Source organism: Alterirhizorhabdus solaris (assembly GCF_007785815.1).
Taxonomy (GTDB): Bacteria; Pseudomonadota; Alphaproteobacteria; order Sphingomonadales; family Sphingomonadaceae; genus Alterirhizorhabdus; species Alterirhizorhabdus solaris.
In genome coordinates this window covers 32656-48066 of sequence record NZ_VNIM01000025.1, presented here as the reverse complement: position 1 = coordinate 48066, position 15411 = coordinate 32656, and the positions used below count along the sequence as shown (strand labels likewise).

At 69.1% G+C, this 15411-nt stretch carries 14 protein-coding genes and 1 pseudogene; 10 read left to right on the top strand and 5 right to left on the bottom strand.

From position 1 onward, the window contains the following. Positions 1-240: pseudogene (locus tag FOY91_RS08310) on the bottom strand (glycosyltransferase); the annotation flags it as partial. A gap of 111 nt (positions 241-351) precedes the next feature. Here FOY91_RS08310 and FOY91_RS08305 point away from each other — a divergent pair. From FOY91_RS08305 to FOY91_RS08285, 5 genes are all read left to right on the top strand, one after another. After that, on the top strand, positions 352-1146 hold the full coding sequence (locus FOY91_RS08305) for an outer membrane protein assembly factor BamD (protein WP_420822868.1): 795 nt from the start codon (positions 352-354) through the stop codon (positions 1144-1146). Positions 1147-1189: 43 nt separating this feature from the next. Next, positions 1190-2848 (top strand): DNA repair protein RecN, encoded by a 1659-nt coding sequence (recN, locus tag FOY91_RS08300; RefSeq protein ID WP_145149992.1) that lies wholly within the window; start codon positions 1190-1192, stop codon positions 2846-2848. A 118-nt stretch (positions 2849-2966) separates the two neighbouring features. Next, positions 2967-3581, top strand: coding sequence for a hypothetical protein (locus FOY91_RS08295; RefSeq protein WP_145149991.1), 615 nt, complete (start codon positions 2967-2969; stop codon positions 3579-3581). A gap of 42 nt (positions 3582-3623) precedes the next feature. Beyond that, a complete protein-coding gene (gene ligA / locus FOY91_RS08290; RefSeq protein WP_145149989.1) occupies positions 3624-5762 on the top strand; it encodes an NAD-dependent DNA ligase LigA in 2139 nt (712 codons plus the stop codon). 54 nt (positions 5763-5816) lie between these two features. Further along, positions 5817-7688: a CHASE3 domain-containing protein gene (locus FOY91_RS08285; RefSeq protein WP_238995305.1), complete on the top strand. Its 1872-nt coding sequence runs from the start codon at positions 5817-5819 to the stop codon at positions 7686-7688. A 24-nt stretch (positions 7689-7712) separates the two neighbouring features. On the opposite strand, the gene FOY91_RS08280 is transcribed toward FOY91_RS08285, so the two are convergent. The 3 genes from FOY91_RS08280 to FOY91_RS08270 are packed head-to-tail and all read right to left on the bottom strand — an operon-like array spanning position 7713 to position 10676. Beyond that, positions 7713-8693 carry a 50S ribosomal protein L11 methyltransferase gene (locus FOY91_RS08280; protein ID WP_145149985.1) on the bottom strand — a complete coding sequence of 327 codons (981 nt, stop codon included), beginning with the start codon at positions 8691-8693 and terminating at the stop codon, positions 7713-7715. Next, positions 8683-9243: an SDR family NAD(P)-dependent oxidoreductase gene (locus FOY91_RS08275; RefSeq protein ID WP_145149983.1), complete on the bottom strand. Its 561-nt coding sequence runs from the start codon at positions 9241-9243 to the stop codon at positions 8683-8685. The genes FOY91_RS08280 and FOY91_RS08275 overlap by 11 nt, the downstream gene beginning before the upstream one ends. Positions 9244-9302: 59 nt before the next feature. Continuing rightward, positions 9303-10676 carry a methyl-accepting chemotaxis protein gene (locus tag FOY91_RS08270; RefSeq protein ID WP_145149981.1) on the bottom strand — a complete coding sequence of 458 codons (1374 nt, stop codon included), beginning with the start codon at positions 10674-10676 and terminating at the stop codon, positions 9303-9305. 152 nt (positions 10677-10828) lie between these two features. Here FOY91_RS08270 and sdhC point away from each other — a divergent pair, with 152 nt between their 5' ends. Genes sdhC through FOY91_RS08245 form a run of 5 tightly spaced genes read left to right on the top strand, consistent with a single transcriptional unit; the run spans position 10829 to position 14990 of the window. Continuing rightward, positions 10829-11227, top strand: a complete 399-nt coding sequence (gene sdhC / locus FOY91_RS08265; protein WP_145149979.1) for a succinate dehydrogenase, cytochrome b556 subunit — start codon at positions 10829-10831, stop codon at positions 11225-11227. Beyond that, entirely contained in the window at positions 11227-11616 is a 390-nt protein-coding gene (sdhD, locus tag FOY91_RS08260; protein ID WP_145149977.1) for a succinate dehydrogenase, hydrophobic membrane anchor protein, read from the top strand. The genes sdhC and sdhD overlap by 1 nt, the downstream gene beginning before the upstream one ends. Next, entirely contained in the window at positions 11616-13403 is a 1788-nt protein-coding gene (gene sdhA / locus FOY91_RS08255) for a succinate dehydrogenase flavoprotein subunit (protein ID WP_145149975.1), read from the top strand. Before sdhD ends, sdhA begins: the two co-directional genes overlap by 1 nt. Positions 13404-13410: 7 nt before the next feature. Then, positions 13411-14232 carry a nucleotidyltransferase family protein gene (locus FOY91_RS08250; RefSeq protein ID WP_145149973.1) on the top strand — a complete coding sequence of 274 codons (822 nt, stop codon included), beginning with the start codon at positions 13411-13413 and terminating at the stop codon, positions 14230-14232. 11 nt (positions 14233-14243) lie between these two features. Continuing rightward, positions 14244-14990: a phosphocholine cytidylyltransferase family protein gene (locus tag FOY91_RS08245; protein ID WP_145149971.1), complete on the top strand. Its 747-nt coding sequence runs from the start codon at positions 14244-14246 to the stop codon at positions 14988-14990. Here FOY91_RS08245 and FOY91_RS08240 read toward each other — a convergent pair. Then, positions 14975-15406 (bottom strand): HIT family protein, encoded by a 432-nt coding sequence (locus tag FOY91_RS08240; protein ID WP_145149968.1) that lies wholly within the window; start codon positions 15404-15406, stop codon positions 14975-14977. The genes FOY91_RS08245 and FOY91_RS08240 overlap by 16 nt on opposite strands. Positions 15407-15411: the final 5 nt, after the last annotated feature.

Below are 15411 nucleotides of genomic sequence, written 5' to 3'. Positions count from 1 at the left end.
CCGCGCTACGCCGCGTTCCGCGCCCGCCCCTACCCACGTCTCGCGCAACGGCACGGCGCGGAACGCGGCGTAGCGCGGATGGCGCGACAGCGGCCACGGCGGCAACCCGATCGGCGCCACCACCCGCAACTCCACATCGGGGTGCGCCGCCAGCCCGATCGTCTGCCGCGCGACGAAGCCGCCGAAGGTGGGCCGCGTGGCATCCGGGAACAGCGAGGCGAGGGTCAGGACGCGCAACATTGCCGCGACCTTAATCGGGTGCCCCGGCGGGTGGTAGCCCGCTTCTGCGCCATCGCCGGACGCCGTGTTTGCCCATTGGCGCAGGCTATCGCCTCGGCTAAGGCGAGTGCCATGCGTATCTCCCCCCGTCCGCCCATGCGTCGCTCCCGTCGGAGTGCCGTGCTGATCGCCGCCGCTCTGCTGGCCCCGCTCGCCGGTTGCGCGACCAGCAAGAACAAGGCGGATACGAAGTACGTCGCCCGCGATGTCGACACGCTCTACAACAGCGCGAAGGATCGGCTGGATCGCGGCCAGTACAAGGTGGCGGCCCAACTGTTCGACGAGGTGGAGCGCCAGCACCCCTATTCGCCGTGGGCACGCCGGGCACAGCTGATGAGCGCGTTCAGCTATTATCTCGCGCGGGATTATACCGCCTCGATCTCGTCGGCGCAGCGGTTCCTGTCGATCCATCCGGGCAACAAGGATGCGTCCTATGCGCTCTACCTGATCGCCGTCGATTATTACGAGCAGATCCAGGACGTGACGCGCGACCAGAAGATCACCCAGCAGTCGCTTGATGCGCTTGGGGAATTGATCCGCCGTTACCCGGATACGCCCTATGCGGCGGATGCCCGGCTGAAGGTGGATCTCGTGCGCGATCACCTCGCCGGCAAGGAGATGGAGATCGGCCGTTTCTACCAGCGGCGGGGCGAGTGGCTCGCCTCGGTGCTGCGCTTCCGCAACGTGGTGGACAACTATCAGACGACCACCCACGCTCCCGAGGCGCTGATGCGGCTGACCGAATCCTATCTCGCGCTCGGTATCCCCGAGGAAGCCCGGAAAGCGGCGGCGGTGCTGGGCGCGAACTACCCCGGCTCCAAATGGTACGAGCACGCCTTCGAACTGATGAACAAGAAGGCGTCGTAACGGCGGTTCAATCCGGCCCCGTCATCGCCTACATACGCCGACGATGCTGACCGGCCTTTCCATTCGCGACGTGGTGCTGATCGAGGCGCTGGACCTGCGCTTCGAGCATGGTCTTGGCGCGCTTACCGGCGAAACCGGGGCGGGCAAGTCGATACTGCTCGATTCGCTGGGGCTGGCGCTGGGGATGCGCGCCGACAGCGGCCTGGTGCGGCAGGGCGCCACCCAGGCGGTGGTGACGGCCAGTTTCGATCTGGGCGGCGATCATCCGGCGCTGGCCCTGCTGGCCGAGAACGGCCTCGACGGCGAGCCGGGCGAGCCGCTGCTGATCCGCCGTATCGTCAAGGCCGATGGCGGCAGCCGCGCGACGGTGAACGACCAGCCTGCCTCCGCGACCTTCCTGCGGGAGATCGGCGCGCGGCTGGTGGAAATTCATGGCCAGCACGACGATCGCGGCCTGCTGAACGCGCGCGGCCACCGCGCGCTGCTCGACAATTTCGGGCGGATCGATACCGCCCCGGTCGCGCTCGCCTATCGTGATTGGGCCACAGCCGAGGCGCGGCTGCAATCCGCCGCCGCCGAGCTGGAGACGGCGGCGCGCGACCGTGAGTGGCTGGAGCATGCCGTCGCCGAACTGACCGCGTTGGGCGCGGAGGACGGCGAGGAGGAGTCGCTCGCCGAGGAACGCGCCGGCATGCAGAAGGGCGCGCGGCTGGCCGACGACCTGACGGCGGTGAACGCCCATATCGACGGATCGGCCGGCGGCTCCGCCCAGTTGCGGCAGGCGGCGCGGCGGCTGGAACGGATGGCGGACGAGCACCCGCTGCTGACCGAGGCGATCGACGCGCTCGATCGCGCGCTGATCGAACTTGGCGAGGCGGAGGACAAGCTGGCCGCCGCCAACGATGCGCTGGCGTTCGACCCGGCCCGGCTGGATGCGGTGGAGACCCGGCTGTTCGAGCTGCGCGCCATCGCCCGCAAGCACCGCATCGATCCGCCGGCCCTGCCCGCGCTCGCCGCCGAACTGGCCGAGCGACTGGCGCGGCTCGATTCGGGTGATGCCGGCATCGCAAAGCTGGAGCAGGCGGTGAAGGCCGCGCGCACCGCTTATGAGGAGGCCGCCGCCACGGTGGGCGCGCAACGCGAACTCGCCGCCGCCCGGCTCGATGCGGCGGTGGCGGGCGAACTGGCGCCGTTGAAGCTGGAGGCCGCGCGTTTCCGCACTGTGGTGGAGCGGCTTGGCGAAACCCAATGGTCCGCCAGCGGGCGCGACCGGGTGGAATTCGAAATCTCGACCAACCCCGGCGCGCCGTTCGCGCCGCTGGTGAAGATCGCGAGCGGCGGCGAACTCTCGCGCTTCATCCTCGCGCTCAAGGTGGCGCTGGCGGAGGAAGGCGGCGCCGGCACGATGATCTTCGACGAGATCGATCGCGGGGTCGGCGGCGCCGTGGCCAGCGCGATCGGGGAGCGGCTGGCGCGCCTCTCCCGGCGAGCGCAGTTGCTCGTCGTCACGCACAGCCCGCAGGTCGCGGCACGGGCGGACCGGCACTGGCTGATCGCCAAGGCACACGACGGCCTCGTCACCCGCACCAGCGTGCGCGCGCTCGATCCAGACGAACGGCGCGAGGAGATCGCGCGGATGCTTTCCGGCGCGGAGGTGACGGCGGAGGCGCGGGCGCAGGCGACGAGACTGCTGACGGTGTGACGCCGTGTTTCGAACCGCCATCTTACGGATTGTAAACCAAGCCCTTTAGTATTCCCCCAAGCGCAATCTGCGATTGTTCCTGGGTGCCGGGAAGGCACGGCGGGATCGGGGGTTAATCATGAAGATGTGGGAACGCGCGGCGGCTGCCTGCGCCTTGTTCGGGCTTGGCCTTGCCGCCCCCGCCGGCGCCGCGTGCTGGAGCACGAAGGAGCGATCCGCTGCACAGGTACGCGAACTGCAGACGATGCTGATGGTCGCCTCGCTCCGCTGCCGCGCCGCCGGGATCGACATTACCCCCGATTACAATAGCTTCGTGCGCGCTGCTCGTGAAACGATCGAAGGCGCGAACCTGGCGATCAAGACGCACTTCGCCGCCGAAGGCGGATCGCAGGCGGATTACGACCGCTTCACCACCGCGCTCGCCAACGCTTATGGCGACGGCCAGACCGATGCGGCGACCTGTGCCGAAGCGGTCGAAACCGCGCACGCCGCCACCATGACGCCGACGGAGATGGCCCGCCTCGCAAGCGCACGCCTGTTCCCGCGCCGCCTGCCGGGCGACACCTGCGCCATCCCGGCCGAAGCCGCGACCGCGCCGACGATCGCCAGCGCCCCTGTACTGCGCCTGCCCGACGACGTGATCGACGCGCTGACGGTGATGGCCCGCTACGGGACGCCGCCTGCCGCCGCTGCCGCATCCGCCCCGACGCAGCTGGCGACGCTGACGCGCTAAGCCACGTTCCACCCGGCGGCATTTCGCTCTATCGCTGCCGGCATGACCGCCGACACCTCCCCGCCCGCCGACGAGGCGAGTGCCGCCGCCGAGCTGGCCGCGCTCGCCACCGAGATCGCCCGCCACGCAGCCCTCTATCATACGCACGACGCGCCCGAGATCAGCGACGCCGCCTATGACGCACTGATCCGCCGCAATGCCGAGCTCGAAGCGGCCTTCCCCGCCCTCGTCCGCGCCGATTCGCCCAGCTTCGTGGTAGGTGCTGCACCGGCCGGGCATCTCGCCAAGGTCGCCCACGCGCGACCGATGCTCAGCCTCGACAACGCCTTTTCGGATGAGGAGGTGATCGAGTTCGTCGCGCGCCTGCGCCGCTTCCTCGCGCTGCCGGATGATGCCCCTGTCGCGCTCACTGCCGAGCCGAAGATCGACGGCCTCTCCTGCTCGTTGCGTTATGAGGACGGGGCGCTGGTGCTGGCGCTGACCCGCGGCGACGGCGCGACCGGCGAGAACGTGACCGCCAACGTGGCCACCATCGCCGATATCCCGCAATCGATCGCGGGCGCCCCCGCCGTGTTCGAGGTGCGCGGCGAGGTGTATATGGACAAGGCCGATTTCGCCGCGTTGAACGCCCGCCTGCTCGCCGAGGCGACCGATCCGGCCAAGGCGCGCCAGTTCGCCAACCCGCGCAACGCCGCCGCCGGATCGCTTCGCCAGAAGGATGCGGCCATCACCGCCGCCCGCCCCTTGCGCTTCCTCGCCCACGGCTGGGGCGAGGCGAGCGAGGTGCCGGGCGACACCCAAGAGGCGGTGATGGCCGTGATCGCGGGCTGGGGCATCCCCGTCTCCGACCGGCTGGCGCGCGTGGAAACGGCGGAGGCCGCGCTGGCGCATTACCGCGCGATCGAGTCGGCCCGCGCCGACCTGCCGTTCGACATCGACGGCGTGGTGTACAAGGTGGACCGCCTGGACTGGCAGCGCCGGCTGGGGCAGGTCGGTCGTGCGCCGCGCTGGGCGATCGCACACAAGTTCCCGGCCGAACAGGCGCAGACGGTGCTGTTGGCGATCGACACGCAGGTGGGCCGCACCGGCAAGATCACCCCTGTCGCGCGGCTGGAGCCGGTCACGGTGGGCGGCGTCGTCGTGTCGAACGCCACGCTGCACAATGCCGACGAGATCGTGCGGCTCGGCGTGCGCCCGGGGGACAGGGTGGTGGTGCAGCGCGCCGGCGACGTGATCCCGCAGATCGCCGAGAACCTGACCCGCGACGCGCCGCGCGCCGAATGGCACTTTCCCGCCACCTGTCGCGAATGCGGATCGGCACTGGCGCGCGAGGAAGGCGAGGTCGACTATCGCTGCACCGGCGGATTGATCTGCCCGGCGCAGCGGGTGGAGCGGCTGATCCACTTCGCCTCGCGCTACGCCTTCGATATTCGCGGATTGGGCCTCGTGAGGGTCGAGGATTTCTTCCGCGACGGGCTGATCGCCTCGCCCGCCGACATCTTCCGTCTGCACCTGCAACGCGATGCGCTGATGGCGCGGGAACGGCTGGGCGAGATGTCGGTCGACAATCTGCTCGCCGCGATCGAGGAAAAGCGAGAGATCGCGCTCGACCGCTTCCTGTTCGCGCTCGGCATCCGGCATGTGGGGCAGATCACCGCGCGCGATCTGGCCCGCCGCACCGTCTCCATGCGCGGCTTCTGCGCGATGATCCGGCAGGCGCTGCGGGTGCGCCGCGTCACCCGCCCTACTCCGGCCGAGCCGGATCGCAAGTTCGTGATCCGGCGCCAGAAGGCGCTCGTCGCGGCCGTGGAGACCCCGGGGATCGGCCCCGAGGTCGCCGAGGCGCTGCTCGACTTCTTCGCCGAGAAGCACAATCGCGCGGTGGTGTACGATCTGCTCCGGCAGGTGGGCCCGCAGGATGTGGTGCATGAAACGCGCGCCTCCCCCGTCACCGGCAAGACGGTGGTGTTCACCGGCAAGCTGGAAACCCTGTCGCGCGACGAGGCCAAGGCGCAGGCTGAGGCGCTGGGCGCGAAAGTGGCCGGGTCCGTCTCGAAGAAGACCAAGCTGGTCATCGTCGGCGCGGATGCCGGCAGCAAGCGCAAGAAAGCGGAAGAACTGGGGGTCGAGGTGACCGACGAGGCCGGATGGGCAGCGATCGTCGCGGCGGCCGGTTCATAGGGTCACTTGCGTTAATCCATCCAACCCAGCAAAAGAACCGGGATGCCAGCGGCCATGACTTTCCGGCGAATGCCGCTGTTGCCGCTGGGCGGGCTGCTGCTCATCATCCTGGCGATTGCCGGCGGCATCTTCCTCGCCCGCGCGCAGGAGCATGCCAATGGCCGCGTCCGCCACACGCTTGAGGTGGAGCTTCGCATCGGCGAAGTGCTCGAACTGATCCGCAAGGTCGAATCGAATCACCGCGGCTATCTGATCGCCGGCAACGAGAGCTTCCCCGAGGACATGGAGGTGGCCGTCATCCAGGTTCGCGCCCGGATCGCGGAACTGCGTCACCTCACTGAAAACAACCCGCGCCAGCGACGGGCGCTGGCGCGGCTGGCGCCGATGATCGAGGCGAAGATCGCCTTCGCCCGCGAGGGCGTCGAAATGGTGTCGCGCGATCGCCGGGGCGATGCGATCCGCCTTGTCGATACCGGGCGCGGTCAGCGCCTGATCCACCGTATCGAGGGCGACGTGGCGGCGATGAAGGCGACCGAGTCGGCGCTGCTGGAACGGCGCATCGCGGCGGTGGATGCTGCCGTATGGTGGCTGATCGCCGGGCTGATCGTGGCGATGATCCTCGTCATCGCGGTCGCGGCGCTCACCCTGCGCGACGCCCGCCTGCGCTTCGCCGCCGCCGAGGCCGCGCGCGATGCCGCAACCGAGGCGGCCGACCGGATGAGCCGCGAGGCCGCCGCACGCGAGGCCGCCGAGGGGCAGGTACGGCAATTGCAGAAGATGGAGTCGATCGGCCAGCTCACGGGCGGCATCGCCCATGATTTCAACAACATGCTGGCCATCGTTATCGGCAGCCTGGATATGGCGCGGCGGCGGATGGGCGATCCTGCGCGGTTGACCAAGGCCCTCGACAACGCGCGCGAGGGGGCGGAGCGTGCCGCCACCCTCACCGCCCGGCTGCTCGCCTTCTCGCGCCAGCAGCCATTGGCGCCGGTGCCGATCGATACGAACAAGCTGGTTTCCGGCATGTCCGATCTGCTGCGCCGGACGCTGGGCGAGGCGATCTCGGTGGAGACGGTGCTGGCGGGCGGTTTGTGGCGCACCTTCGCCGATCCCTCGCAGATCGAGAATGCGCTGCTCAACCTTGCCGTCAACGCGCGCGACGCGATCGCCGTGACGGGCAGCGAGAGCGGGCGGCTGACGATCGAGACGCAGAACGCCTCGCTGGACGACGACTATGCCCGCCAGCGGACCGAGGTCATGCCCGGCCAGTATGTCTCCATCTGCGTCAGCGATACCGGCAGCGGCATGTCGCCCGAGGTGATCGAACGCGCGTTCGATCCCTTCTTCACCACCAAGGAGGTGGGCAAGGGCACCGGCCTCGGGCTGAGCCAGGTGTTCGGCTTCGTCAAGCAGTCGGGCGGGCACGTCGCCATCTACTCGGAGCCGGGCGAGGGCACGACGGTGAAGCTGTACCTGCCGCGCTACACCGGCCCGCTCGGCGAGGCGCTGCCGGTGGTGTCGGCCGGTGCGATCCCCGAGGGGTCGGCCGACGAGATCATCCTCGTGGTGGAGGACGAGCAGCGGGTGCGGCATTACTCCGTCGATGCGCTGCGGGAGCTCGGCTATACCGCGATTTCCGCCGGCGACGGGCGCGAGGCGCTGGAACTGCTCGCCGAGAACCCGTCGATCGTGCTGCTGTTCACCGACGTCATCATGCCGGAGATGAACGGCCGCCGCCTGGCCGACGAGGCCCGCGCGCTACGCCCCGCGCTGCAGGTGCTCTACACCACCGGCTACACCCGCAACGCGGTGGTGCACAACGGCATGCTCGATCCGGGCGTGGCGTTCCTGCCCAAGCCGTTCACGATCGAGCAGCTGGCACGCAAGGTGCGCGAGGTGATCGACGGTCGCGGCGCGAACCGCTGACCGGCGGCAGCCCTGCGCTGGCAGTCAGCGCCTCGCCTTCTCCAGTCGCAGCGTCGGCCAGTCCCCCAGCGTGATGCGATCGGCCGCGAACAGCCCCTGCCGGCGATAGGCGGCGGTCACCGCATCGGCCTGCGTGTCGAGCAGCCCGGCGAGGATCAGCGATCCGCCCGGCGCCAGCGCCCCGCCCAGCACCGGTGCCAGTTCGATCAGCGGCCCGGCGAGGATGTTGGCGACGATCAGGTCGTAGGGCGTCCGTGCGCGCAGCCGGGCGTGGGCGAGGCCCGGCGCCGTCACCAGCTCGATCCGGCCCCGCCCGCGGCCCACGGCCACGCGGTTCACCATGCAGTTCTCGGCCGTCACGTCGATCGCCACCGGATCGATATCGGATGCGGCCACCCGTGCGCGGGGCCACAGCCGCAAGGCCGCGAAGGCGAGCAGGCCGGTGCCGGTGCCCACATCGACGATATCGTCGAAGTGCAGGCCGGCCGACCGCATCCGGTCGAGCATGGTCAGGCAGCCGGTGGTCGTCTCGTGGTGGCCGGTGCCGAAGGCGCGCCCGGCCTCGATGGTAAAGGCGATCATGTCCTCCGGCGGCACCTCGGTGCTCGACGGCGTGCGCACATAGAAGCGGCCGGCGCGGATCGGCGCCAGCCCGGCCTGCGACAGCGTCACCCAGTCGTCTTCGGGGATATGTTCGATCACGGGCGGGGTGCCGGCGGCGCTCGGCACCAGCCCGGCCACCAGCGCGATCATCGCGGCATCGGGCTTCGCCTCGACATAGGCGTCCAGCCGCCACGCATCGGGCGCGGCCGGGTCCGGCTCGCTCGTCATCAGCACGGGCGGCTCGTCCAGCAGCGCCAGTTGCGGCAGGTCGCCCGCCAGCACCTCGGCCTCGGCCTTCGTGCAGGGCAGGCTCAGCTTCCAGCTTCCCTCGCGTGGGGCATCGAACGGGAAGCCGGTGATGCCGTCGCCCTTCGGTTCGTCGCGCGGTGGCCTAGCGGACATAGCTTGCTCCATTGATGTCGAGGATCGCGCCGGTCATCGAGGGCGGCGCCGAAAGTGCCAGGAAGCGTACCGTCTCGGCCACCTCGGCGGGTTTCGCGACGCGGCCGAGCGGGATGTCGGCCAGCAGCCGGTCCCCGCCCCGGCTGGCGAGATAGTCCTCGGCCATGCCGGTCATGGTGAAGCCGGGGCAGACAGCGAAGGCGAGAATGCCCTCGGCGGCGTAGGCGCGCGCGATCGTCTTGGTCATCGCCACCATGCCCGCCTTGGAGGCGGCATAATGCCAGTGCGCCGGGCGGTGCTGCATTTCCAGGAGCGGGGCCGGGATGCCGGCGTTGTTGACGAGCACGTCGATCCGCCCGTCCAGCCGGTCGAGCGCCGCCTGCCACAGTTCGGCGGGGGCATCGGCCTGCGCGAAGTCGGCCGCGATCAGCCTGTCGCCGTCACCGAGGGTGGCGTGGCCAACCAGCCGGATGCTGGCCTCGTCAAGCCGGTCGAGAATGGCGGCGCCGATGCCCCGGCTGGCGCCCGTGACAAGAATGTTGATGCTCATTCCGGCGCGATACGCGGCGCGCCGGGGCGGGGACAAGGCCCGTCAGACTGCAGCGCGCCTTACGCCGCGATCCGCGTCACGAACTCGGTGGTGGCGGCATCGAGCCGCGCCAATTGCGTGCCTACCGCGCCGAAGCCGGTTTCGAGCTGGTCGATCTCGTCCGCCACCGCCACCGTATCGGCGCGAATCGCGGCGATCGTCATCGACATCGAGTCGGCGGCAAGCGCGGTTTCGTCCACGGCGGCGGTGATCGCGGTCACGGTCTGCGCCTGCGTCTCCATCGCGGTGCGGATGCGGGTGGCGGAAGCCTGTACGTCGCCCACCGTCGCACGGATCGAACTGTTGGCCTCCACCGTCTGCCGGGTGGCTGCCTGGATCGCGGCGATCTTGCCGGCGATGTCGTCGGTCGCGCGCGCCGTCTGGCTGGCGAGGCTCTTCACCTCCTGCGCCACCACCGCAAAGCCGCGCCCGGCGTCGCCCGCGCGGGCAGCCTCGATCGTGGCGTTCAGCGCCAGCAGGTTGGTCTGCGCGGCGATGTGGCGGATCAGGCCGAGGATCGACTCGATCGCCTTGGCATGATCGCTCAACGCTTCGGATACGGTCAGCGCGCGGGCCGATTCGTCTCCGGCGCGGGTGGCGATGCCGGCCGCCACCTCCACCTCGCCGCGCGCCTCCTCGATCGCGCGGATCAGGCCGGCGGCGGTCTGTGCCGCCTCGCGCATCGCCACGGCCGACTGGTCGGCCGCCGCCGCGACTTCCGATGCCTTGCCCAGCATCCCGCGCGCAGAGCCCGATGCCTCCGTCGTCTGCACGCGCAGGCGGGACGATTCGGTCATCGTGCCCCCCACGATGCCGACGATCTCGTCGCGGAAACTGTCGCTTTGCAGCCGCAGCTGGCCGGTCGCCTCCTGCCGGCTCACCAGCACCAGCTGCGCTGCGGTGATCTCCCCCTCGTAGATCTTGAGCTGCTGGATCACCCGCGCGGCCGACAGCAATGCCGCCGGATCATCCTCGAACGACAGCGCCAGCCCGTCGAGGATCGCGCCGGCGTGGGCGGCCAGCACCGTCGAGAAGCGGGGCATCGGCACCGCCAGCCGCATCAGGTGGCTCGCCTGCGCGGCGATCGCCTCGACCCAGCGCGCATCCACCGGCCCGGCGAACTTGATCGCCACCATGTGCAGCGCCGCCCGCCGCATCCCGTCCTCGGCGGAATCGCGCGGGGCGCCGTCATGGCGCGGAAACAGGCCGCTGGCGTCGCCTTCGTAGAATTCACGGCTCACCGACATGATGACGTCGGCGGCGCGCGCCCACAGCGCCTGCAGGTCCCGCTCGAAACTGCCGTCGCCGCGATACAGCGCAACGCGGGTGGCGATGTCCTCCTCGCCGAGCAGCGAGACGCCGGCGTCGGACCGGGAAATCGGGGCGTGGAGCATGTCGGGTTCTCGGCCTTGGTTGATGCGTCGTCCGGCGATAGCGGCCGAATGGTAAAGGCCGGGTAAGGACCGTGCCGTAAACGGACCGCCGCAACGGTTGCATGGTCGGCCGGTTCGGCTAAAGAACCGCCATTGTTCCAAGGGGGCCGCAAATGTCTCGTAACGCCGCACGCCCATTGTCGCCGCACCTGTCGATCTGGCGATGGGGTCCGCACATGCTGGTCTCGATCCTGCACCGCGCCACGGGCACGGCCAATGCGATCGGGGGCGGCGTGCTCTTCATCTGGTGGCTCGTCGCCGCCGCCAGCGGCCCGGCCGCCTACGATACGTTCTACCGGGCGGCGACCTCGTGGTTCGGCTACCTCGTCGCCATCGGGCTGACGTGGACGTTCTTCCAGCACATGTTTTCCGGGGTGAGGCATTTTGTCCTCGATACGGGCGCGGGCTACGAGCTTAAGACGAACCGGACGTGGGCGACCGCGACGATCATCGGGTCGCTGGCGGTGACGCTGCTGATCTGGGGCGCGGTTTACGCAAGGAGCATGCACTGATGGGTACGGGAACCGGCATCGGCCGCGTCCGTGGGCTGGGATCGGCCCGTCATGGCGGGCTGCACTGGTGGCACCAGCGGCTCACCGCCGCGGGCAACCTGATCCTCGTCCTGTGGTTCGTGATCTCGCTGTTCCGCCTGCCGCTGCACGATTTCCCCACGATCCTGCAATGGATGTCCTCGCCGTTCGTCGCGGTCGGGCTGGTGCTGATGACGGTGTCGGTGTTCTGGCACCTCAAGATCGGCCTGCAGGTGTTCATCGAGGATTATGTGCATGACGATGCGCTGCGCGTCGCGGCACTGATGGCACTCAATTTCTACGCGGTCGGCGGCGGTGCGCTGGCGATCTTCTCGATCCTCAAGATCGCGTTGCTGGGGGTGAAGGGCTGATGGCCGAGGCGTACAAGATCATCGACCACATCTATGATGCGGTCGTCGTCGGGGCCGGCGGCTCCGGCCTGCGCGCCACGATGGGCTGCGCCGAAAAGGGCCTGAAGACGGCCTGCATCACCAAGGTGTTCCCCACCCGCAGCCACACGGTCGCGGCGCAGGGCGGCATCGCCGCCTCGCTCGGCAACAACTCGCCCGATCACTGGACGTGGCACATGTACGATACCGTCAAGGGATCGGACTGGCTCGGCGATCAGGACGCGATCGAGTATATGGTGCGCGAGGCACCGGCGGCCGTGGTGGAGCTGGAACATGCCGGCATGCCGTTCAGCCGCAACGACAACGGCACGATCTATCAGCGCCCGTTCGGCGGGCACATGCAGAACATGGGCGAAGGCCCGCCGGTGCAGCGCACCTGCGCCGCCGCCGATCGTACCGGCCACGCCATGCTCCACGCGCTGTACCAGCAGAGCCTGAAGTATGACGCGGACTTCTACGTCGAATATTTCGCGCTCGATCTCATCATGGTCGACGGCGAATGCCGCGGCGTGATCGCGCTGTGCATGGAAGACGGCTCGATCCACCGCTTCCGCGCGCAGGCGGTGGTGCTGGCGACGGGCGGCTCCGGCCGCACCTATTTCTCGGCGACCTCGGCGCATACCTGCACCGGCGACGGCGGCGGCATGGTGCTGCGCGCCGGCCTGCCGTTGCAGGACATGGAATTCGTCCAGTTTCACCCGACCGGCATCTACGGCGCGGGCGTGCTCATCACCGAGGGCGCGCGTGGCGAGGGTGGCTACCTGACCAACTCCGAGGGCGAGCGGTTCATGGAACGCTACGCTCCGTCCGCCAAGGATCTGGCCTCGCGTGACGTGGTGGCGCGGTCGATGGCGATGGAGATGCGCGAGGGACGCGGCGTCGGCAAGAACGGCGACTATATCTACCTGCACCTCGATCACATCGATCCCAAGGTGCTGGCCGAACGCCTGCCCGGCATCACCGAGACCGGCAAGATCTTCGCCGGTGTCGATCTTACCCGCCAGCCGCTGCCCGTCACGCCGACGGTGCATTACAACATGGGCGGCATCCCCTGTAACTACCACGGCGAGGTCGTCCGTCTGAAGGACGGCAACCCGGACACGGTCGTCCCCGGCCTGTTCGCGGTCGGCGAGGCGGCGTGCGTGTCGGTCCATGGTGCGAACCGGCTCGGCTCCAATTCGCTGATCGATCTGGTCGTGTTCGGTCGCGCCACCGGCTTCCGCATCGCCGAGATCGTCACGCCGAACAGCAAGCATGGCGTGGTGGACAAGGCATCGGACGATGCCGCGCTCGCCCGTCTCGACAAGCTGCGCAACGCCAGCGGCGGCACGCCGACCGCGAAGATCCGCCTCGACATGCAGCGCACCATGCAGAAGCATTGCGCGGTGTTCCGCGACACCGCGTTGCTGCGCGAGGGCCAGGGGCTGATCGACAACGTGTATGCCAGCTTCCAGGATGTCGACGTGAAGGATCGCTCGATGATCTGGAACACCGACCTGATCGAGACGCTGGAGCTGGACAACATGCTGCCGCAAGCGGTGGTGACGATGCACTCGGCCGCCAACCGCCACGAAAGTCGCGGCGCGCACATGCACGAGGACTATCCGAACCGCGACGACGCGAACTGGATGAAGCACACGCTCGTCTCGTTCAACAAGGGCGCCGTCTCGATCGATTACCGCCCGGTGCACGAATATACGCTGACCGACGAGGCGGAGTATATCAAGCCGAAGGCCCGCGTGTATTGATCCGCGCATGAGCGGGGGGAGCGGCCTGACCGCCCTCCTCCTCGCCGGCAACAGACCCGGCGTCGATCCGCTGGCCGCCGCGTTCGGTGTGGCGGTCAAGGCGCTGGTGCCGATCGCGGGCGAAACCATGCTGTCCCGCGTCGCGCGCACCTTGGTCGATCATCCGGCGATCGGGCGGGTGATCGTGCTGGCGCAGGACCCATCGGTGCTGACCGACCATACCGATACGCGCTGGCTGGAAAGCCACCCGGCGATCTTCTTCGAGCCCGCCGGCGTCTCGGTGAGCGCGGCGATCCACGATGCGCTGGAACGGCATGGCGGAGGCTACCCGTTCCTCGTCACCACCGCCGATCATCCGCTGCTGGACACGGCGACGATCGATGCGTTTCTCTCCCCCGCCCAAGCGAGCGGCGCGGACGTGGCGGTCGGCCTCGTCGAGCGGCGTGTGATGCGCGTCGCCTTCCCGGACAACCAGCGGACATGGCTGCGCTTTCGCGGCGGGGCCTATTCGGGGGCGAACCTGTTCCTGCTGTCCGGAACGAAAGCGCTGGCCGCGCTGCGGCTGTGGCGCACGATCGAACAGCAGCGCAAGAAGGGCCGCGCGGTGATCGGTGCGTTCGGCCCCGTGATCCTGCTCGGCGTGGCGCTGCGGCTGCTCTCGCTCGACGGCGCGCTGGCTCGCGCCGGGCGGCGGCTGGGGCTGACGGCGAAGGCGATCCCACTGCCGATCGCCGAGGCCTGCATCGATGTGGACAAGCCAGCCGATCATGTGCTGGCCACCGCGATCCTTGAGCGCCGCGCCCGCGATATCGCCACAATTCGCTCCTAGCCCCCGCCGCCATGACGATCACCCGCGCCATCATCCTGAGCGCCGGTCAGGGCTCGCGCCTGCTGCCGGTCACCGCCGACCTGCCCAAGTGCCTGATCCCGTTCGCGGGCAGAACGCTGATCGAGTGGCAGATCGGCTCGCTCGCGGCCAACGGCATCCGCGATATCCACGTCGTCACCGGCTTTCGCGAGGACAAGGTGGCGGCCGCGCTGGCGGGGGTGGCGGATGTTGACATCACGCTGCATTTCAACCCGTTCTTCAAGGTGGCCGACAACCTCGGCTCCTGCTGGATCGCGCGCGATGCGATGGAGGGCGATTTCGTCATCCTCAACGGCGATACTTTGATCTCGCCGCAGATCGTGGCCACGCTGCTGGCGCAGGCGACCGCGCCGATCACCGTCACCGTGGACGTGAAGGACGCCTACGACGCCGACGACATGAAGGTGGAGCGCGACGGCGACCGCCTCGTCGCGATCGGCAAGCGATTGACGGCGGAGCAGAGCAACGCCGAATCGATCGGAATGCTGGCGTTTCGCGGGGAAGGCCCGGCGATCTTCCGTGCCGAGGTCGAGGCGATGATGCGGACGCCCGAGGGGGTGCTGAACTGGTATCTCAAGGCGATCAACGCGATCGCGCCGTCTGGCGATGTCGCCACCGTCTCGATCGAGGGGATGGAGTGGGCCGAGGTCGATTTCCCCGCCGATCTGGACATCGCCGGCGCACTCACCGCCAGATGGACGCATCAGTCCGGCCAGTAACCCTTCAGCCAGTCCACCATCCGCGCCTGCTCGTCCGCATCGAGCGCACGGGCCTCGCCCAGCGCGGGCGGCTTGCCCCACGCGGCATCGGCGATCGTCAGCCCGCGGCCCTCGCGCTCGCCATCGTAGCGCGGGATGACGTGGAAGTGGACGTGGGGATCGACCAGCATCAGCATCAGGTAGTTGATCCGGTCGTAGCGCACCGCCGCCCCCAAGGCGTGTTCGATCGCCGCCGTGACCACGGCCAGCTCGGCGAAGGCGGCGGCAGGCAGATCCCCGAACGCGGTCGCATCCGATTTCGCCGCCAGTACCAGCGATCCAAGGGTCGGCTGGGCGGGGCGCAGCAGCACGACCCAATGGGCATATTCCCGCACCAGCGTGGCAGGGAAACCGAACTTTCCGATCGTCGCGTTCACCCGTC

Coding starts and splice junctions, on each gene's coding strand:
- FOY91_RS08305 (WP_420822868.1), top strand. CDS start 352: ATGCGTATCTCCCCCCGTCCGCCCATGCGTCGCTCCCGTCGGAGTGCC.
- recN (WP_145149992.1), top strand. CDS start 1,190: ATGCTGACCGGCCTTTCCATTCGCGACGTGGTGCTGATCGAGGCGCTG.
- FOY91_RS08295 (WP_145149991.1), top strand. CDS start 2,967: ATGAAGATGTGGGAACGCGCGGCGGCTGCCTGCGCCTTGTTCGGGCTT.
- ligA (WP_145149989.1), top strand. CDS start 3,624: ATGACCGCCGACACCTCCCCGCCCGCCGACGAGGCGAGTGCCGCCGCC.
- FOY91_RS08285 (WP_238995305.1), top strand. CDS start 5,817: ATGACTTTCCGGCGAATGCCGCTGTTGCCGCTGGGCGGGCTGCTGCTC.
- FOY91_RS08280 (WP_145149985.1), bottom strand. CDS start 8,693: ATGTCCGCTAGGCCACCGCGCGACGAACCGAAGGGCGACGGCATCACC.
- FOY91_RS08275 (WP_145149983.1), bottom strand. CDS start 9,243: ATGAGCATCAACATTCTTGTCACGGGCGCCAGCCGGGGCATCGGCGCC.
- FOY91_RS08270 (WP_145149981.1), bottom strand. CDS start 10,676: ATGCTCCACGCCCCGATTTCCCGGTCCGACGCCGGCGTCTCGCTGCTC.
- sdhC (WP_145149979.1), top strand. CDS start 10,829: ATGTCTCGTAACGCCGCACGCCCATTGTCGCCGCACCTGTCGATCTGG.
- sdhD (WP_145149977.1), top strand. CDS start 11,227: ATGGGTACGGGAACCGGCATCGGCCGCGTCCGTGGGCTGGGATCGGCC.
- sdhA (WP_145149975.1), top strand. CDS start 11,616: ATGGCCGAGGCGTACAAGATCATCGACCACATCTATGATGCGGTCGTC.
- FOY91_RS08250 (WP_145149973.1), top strand. CDS start 13,411: ATGAGCGGGGGGAGCGGCCTGACCGCCCTCCTCCTCGCCGGCAACAGA.
- FOY91_RS08245 (WP_145149971.1), top strand. CDS start 14,244: ATGACGATCACCCGCGCCATCATCCTGAGCGCCGGTCAGGGCTCGCGC.